The sequence below is a fragment of the Calothrix rhizosoleniae SC01 genome, assembly GCF_900185595.1.
Taxonomy (GTDB): domain Bacteria; phylum Cyanobacteriota; class Cyanobacteriia; order Cyanobacteriales; family Nostocaceae; genus Calothrix_A; species Calothrix_A rhizosoleniae.
In genome coordinates this window covers 1-5098 of record NZ_FYBH01000107.1, presented here as the reverse complement: position 1 = coordinate 5098, position 5098 = coordinate 1, and the positions used below count along the sequence as shown (strand labels likewise).

Annotated in this window: 4 protein-coding genes; 3 read left to right on the top strand and 1 reads right to left on the bottom strand. The window is 39.0% G+C overall.

Annotated elements, in window-relative coordinates:
• The 3 genes from CALSC_RS06130 to CALSC_RS06120 form a co-directional block, all read left to right on the top strand.
• A partial coding sequence (locus CALSC_RS06130; RefSeq protein WP_088240510.1) for a hypothetical protein occupies positions 1 to 1119 on the top strand: 1119 nt, incomplete at its 5' end.
• Between the two features lie 196 nt (positions 1120 to 1315).
• Positions 1316 to 2521, top strand: coding sequence for an ARPP-2 domain-containing protein (locus tag CALSC_RS06125; protein WP_088240509.1), 1206 nt, complete (start codon positions 1316 to 1318; stop codon positions 2519 to 2521).
• A gap of 326 nt (positions 2522 to 2847) precedes the next feature.
• Complete coding sequence (locus CALSC_RS06120; protein ID WP_235006698.1) at positions 2848 to 3714, top strand: AMIN domain-containing protein; 867 nt, start codon at positions 2848 to 2850, stop codon at positions 3712 to 3714.
• 94 nt (positions 3715 to 3808) lie between these two features.
• Here the strand turns inward: CALSC_RS06120 and CALSC_RS06115 are convergent, their stop codons facing one another.
• Positions 3809 to 4351 (bottom strand): DUF3172 domain-containing protein, encoded by a 543-nt coding sequence (locus CALSC_RS06115; RefSeq protein WP_088240507.1) that lies wholly within the window; start codon positions 4349 to 4351, stop codon positions 3809 to 3811.
• Between the last annotated feature and the right edge of the window lie 747 nt (positions 4352 to 5098).

Sequence of the window (5098 nt, the reverse complement as noted above, 5' to 3'; positions counted from 1 at the left end):
AACTTACCAACACAACGGGCTTGGAAAGTATTACAAGAACTGCGAAAACAAAGGATTAACAACCGTCGTGCTAGAGCCATTGCTCGGGATTACTTGCAACAACGCCGGGATTTGAATTTTGATGCAGTCAAGTATCGCTCCAAGGTAAGAGCGATCGCAACCCATGCGCATTTAAAGTTACAAGGAGAGCTAAGTACTTTCCTCTTTCGTAAATGGCAGCAAAAGCATTACAAAACAGAAATATTCGAGAATTACCGCCAAGCATATTACAGTGCAGAAGCGGTGTATAAATTACCATTTACCGTTGCTGAAGGTTTAGCGGTAAAACACAAAATTAAACGGGATATATTTCTCTCTCGCATCCAAGGACAGATGACTCTGGGGGAAAAGTTACGTTTTCAGGGCGTAGCAGAGCGTACTAAGGTTGACATTAATCTCAATTTGGCAAAATTACCTTTAACCAAACTGGCTTTGTATATCCTTTCCTTACCCTTGGAAACTAGGGAAAAAGAACAGGATATCTTACATCAAGCCTTAGAGAAATCTGCCCAATTAGCACTAAAAAAAGCACCACTCAAACTAGGAAAGGTAGCAGCAGTATTGGATTGTAGCTACTCTAGCTCTGGCTCCAGTGAAAAACGTCGTCGTCCATTGGGTATAGCTTTAGCTACTCATTATTTACTGCAAGCAGCATCGAGGGAATACCAAGCATTCTGGACAGTACCCATCCATAATCTCATGTTGGTACGCCCTTACGGACAAACAGACTTAGCAACTCCTTTGTTAGATGGTTTGGAATGGGATGCAGATTTAGTAGTAATTATTTCTGATGGCTGGGAAAATGACCCTCCTAATGGTGCAGCAGAGGTATTGCGTATTTATCGTCATCAAATAGATCCTTGGCGCAGAACAGGGATTGTTCACTGCAACCCTGTATTCAACTCTGATGACTTTACTCTCAAAACCTTAAGTTCTTACGTCCCCACAGTTGGATTAAGGGATGCAGAAGACTTACCCACAATGCTAGGATTTGCTCGCTTTGCAGATGGTTCCGCATCTCTTGGGGAATTAGAAGCTTATTTAGCCCAGAGAGTCAAAGAATTAATAAGTAATAAGTAATAAGTAATAAGTAATAAGTATTTTATCTCCTGCTTCATTCCCTCATATCAAGTTCGGGAGATTACTGATTATTCGGATCGTGGTGCAAACATATTAAAACTCTTTCTCCCCTGCACCCTGCCCCCTGCACCCTGCCCTCTTGCAGTCTTCACCATAAGTCTTTAACCGGACATGATATCACTCCTTCTCAACAGATATGGCACAAAAAAAGCACTTACTCACGGACATATCCCTCCAAGGCTTAGAAATAGCTCCTTCCCAAGTCTGTGGTGCAGTTCGCATTGTTCCCTTACTACGTCGTCAAGTACGAGGTGACTTGCGACTGATGCAACGTAACTACGAACAAGACATGACCATAGTTTCCTTAGAAGGGAAAATCGAAGCACCGGGGATGAAATATTTTTCTTATATTCCCCACGGCTTAGTCATGTCTTGGACTGATGATGGTAGTCCAGTAGCAGCTTACGGTGGACAGATGATAAAGGGTGATGGAAAAAGCCTAAATTGCGGCTGTGCAAAGGTGCGGTTAATGCATCGTATGACAAAACGCGAATCTAAAAATCAGCTACGGTTTTTACCCTTACATTTAGCAATGGAAGGTTTTCTCTCCCTATTTTTTTCTGGTCCAGATATTGCTTGGAGCGAGTATTCTAAGTATGCCTTATCTCATGGTCTTGGTTGTCGCTACGAAACCAGCATCCCTGGAAGATACATTGCTGGGTTAGAAGAGGCTTTACGAGTATTTGAAATTCATCCCCAACAGGTGGGGGTATTGGTATTCATTGCTGAAGCCTTAGCATCAGCCTTTGTGACTCCCACACCAGAAGATTATCGATTATTGCATACTAGTTTGCTAGAAGACTTCTATGGTGAACTACTGTATGAATATGGCTTACTTTGCCATACCACTTTCCCTATGGATATATCTGTAGATGAATCCCAGGTTAATAATTTAACCGCATTGAGAAAAGCCATAGGAAAAATCCGTGCTGATTGGTCTTCATTTCAAGGTTTCATGACAGAGGGATTACTGAAACGTAGGCTACAGTCAAAGATTTTATATACCACTAGACCATTCGTTCTGCAACGATTTATCACTGATTTAGACCCCAAGCAGGAAAATCATATTGGTGAGGTAATTATCCGTAACAATGGTGATTTAGAATATCTAAAAACTTACCGCCTATCTGCGAAACAAACCAAGCGAGTGTATTTACTCAGCCAGTTATCTGCACATAATTGGAATCTTGATACTACAGCTACCACGTTAGGTAATACTCGTGAAGAATTTGTTAACCGTTTAGAAAGAGTGGGTTTTGGTTATTTAATCAACCAACATATACGAGATGCTGCTCGTAAAAAGAATCGTAAAACGAGAGCATCTCACTTTTGCAAAACTTAATAAATAGTTGGACTAATACCAATTTGAAAAAAGAATGCGACACATGGGTAGAGGTTTAAAATTGTTAAACCCCTACTACGAATAATTTATCTGTCGCAAACATTATTTGAATTGGTATAACAACCATTGTCATAATCCAATCAAGGATTTGGGGTGTAGCTATATTATTTCCTCAAAGATTAAATAAAAAAAGTTGCTCAACCGTGATAAAACATATACCCTGTTGTTAAACATACAACAATCAGGAAATTACTGCATACCATATTAATAAGGATAATGATCATGAACAAGGAACAAAAATTAAAAATTATTTCCTTGGCATAAGCTTGTTTGGTTTCGCTTGTACCAGCACTGTAGTCTTAACACAATTATCTATTATTTCTGGTTTATTTGCAGCCTCACCCAGAGCTAGATTAGACGATTGGCGCTTTTCTCCACAAACATTACAACTGGAATTTACTCTCTCAGGGTCAACCCAACCCCGACATTTCTCTTTACGCCAACCAGACCGCATAGTTGTCGATTTACCTAATACTAAATTAGGCTATGTCAATACCAAACAGAATTTTTCTGGTGCAGTTCAAAGTATTCGTATTTCCCAATTAAATGCAGATGTTACTCGCATTGTTCTAGATTTAGCACCCGGAACTGTATTAGATGCGAATCAAGTACAATTACAACCTATTTCTTGGCAGAATCCCAGCCGTTGGTTATTAACTCCCATTAATAATCTTGCTTACGCAAATTATTCTCAAACAAATAATATCCCTGGGAACTTTAATAACAATCAGCAAGCCCCTTTATTCCCTCAGTTACCCGGCAACAATAATATCCCTGGAAACTTTAATAACAATCAGCAAGCTCCTTTATTCCCTCAATTACCGGGCAATAATACCATCCCTAGTAACTTTAACAATGATACAACTACTAACAACTTCTCTGTACCAATCAATACTCAAATTCAACCTCGGGTGATTGTACCGCCTCTAAATAGCAGCAATAAACCCCAGCCTTTGAACTCTAACTCTGTTCTTCCTCCAGCTACATTTAACAATCAACCTAGTTTTGTGAGAAACACTACCCCTGCGCCACAAACTAATTTTCCTGTACCAAATTTACCTAACTATCAACAAAATAATTCCAATTTTCAGGTACTACCTTATGGTCAACCTATACCTCAACCAGGTCAATAAATATGCTTGAGCAAAATTATTCAATTAATTAAAAATAACAGAGTTTTGAAGTCTAAAATTACTCACGAAGCTTTCAAAACTCTTTCTTTCTCACTTAGAATCTTTCTGTTTCAGTTGGTGGAGCTACTGCACCTTCAGGAGTACTAAATATATTTTTAGCAGCATCATTTTGATAAACACAACTAATATTCACATCCTTGCTATCCAAATTTCCTGTAAATCCAAAGGTATTAAGACGGTTCTTACAATCTCTCACCTGAGTTGATGTTACTAACTTCTTATTTTCTAGTATCTGCCAATTATTAGTACGTAAAACGCACCCAGGACGCATACTTGATTGAGATACATAAACATTAAATGGGTTGAAAGTAAGAAATAATCTTGTATCCATTACTACTGCACTGGCTCCATATTGTACGCATATCTCAGGATTGGGTGCTTTAGTATCAATGTATTCGCGGGAAGCCACATTTGATGGCGAAAAAGTGGTATTGGAGCTAAAAGCAATACCAATTCCTATACCTAAAATAAATACCCCCGCTAAAATAGCGATGGTAGTCAAATTAAATACCGGAGATTGAGAACTAGGGGATGATTTATAGGGACTAGTAGATCTACTGGGAGGCTTTCGTCTCATGATTATTATGAATTTTGTTTTAATTGTAATAGATATTCAGATGGGTTAATGGCATTTGAGCAGTGCTTGGGAAGTTAGCTAGGGAAAGAAATAACTAGCCAGAAAGAGCCAGGGGATTAGGGAGCAGGGGAGAAACCTCGTACATGAATGTAGAGAGCAGCGAGCAGAAAAGGGATCTCCCCCATGAGTGACTGCATCAAGAAAGGAATTATTGAGAAAGAGTGCTTATGTATCGCGGCACAATTATTTCTAATTTTTCCACAAATAAATTTGGGGGCTTGTATCCTTTCCTTTTTCGCTCAGCAACGATGATCCCAGTTCATTAGTGATGCAGATCTCAGTTTGCTAGTGAGCCAGATCACACATTTTTCTCTGGAAGAAGTGCATCACAGAATGGAGAACATAAATATAGGACATTGAGATAATTCACCATGAACTTCAACTTAAGTGATGCACTTCCAGTTGTGATGTTGATTATTTGTGCTAGTACATTGCTGTCTTCTGGTATTTGCTGGACGGTACTAAAAACAAAAAAGGCTTAACCATTAATTCTGGCTGGAGGAAGAAAAACCGGTACAATGCCGGTTTCTCCTAGGGGAAACAATATCTTCATAGAGAATAATTTTCAACCCTGATTTTGATGTTGTTGATCAACCAGAAAATTTAAATAGCAAAATTAGGAGGCGATCGCATAATCCATAATGATGTTGAAGATGGGAGGTAAGACCAGTATTTTTTTCTCCTAGT

Excerpts from the sequence above, each read along its gene's own strand:
- CALSC_RS06125 (WP_088240509.1), top strand. The coding sequence starts at position 1,316 with ATGGCACAAAAAAAGCACTTACTCACGGACATATCCCTCCAAGGCTTA.
- CALSC_RS06115 (WP_088240507.1), bottom strand. The coding sequence starts at position 4,351 with ATGAGACGAAAGCCTCCCAGTAGATCTACTAGTCCCTATAAATCATCC.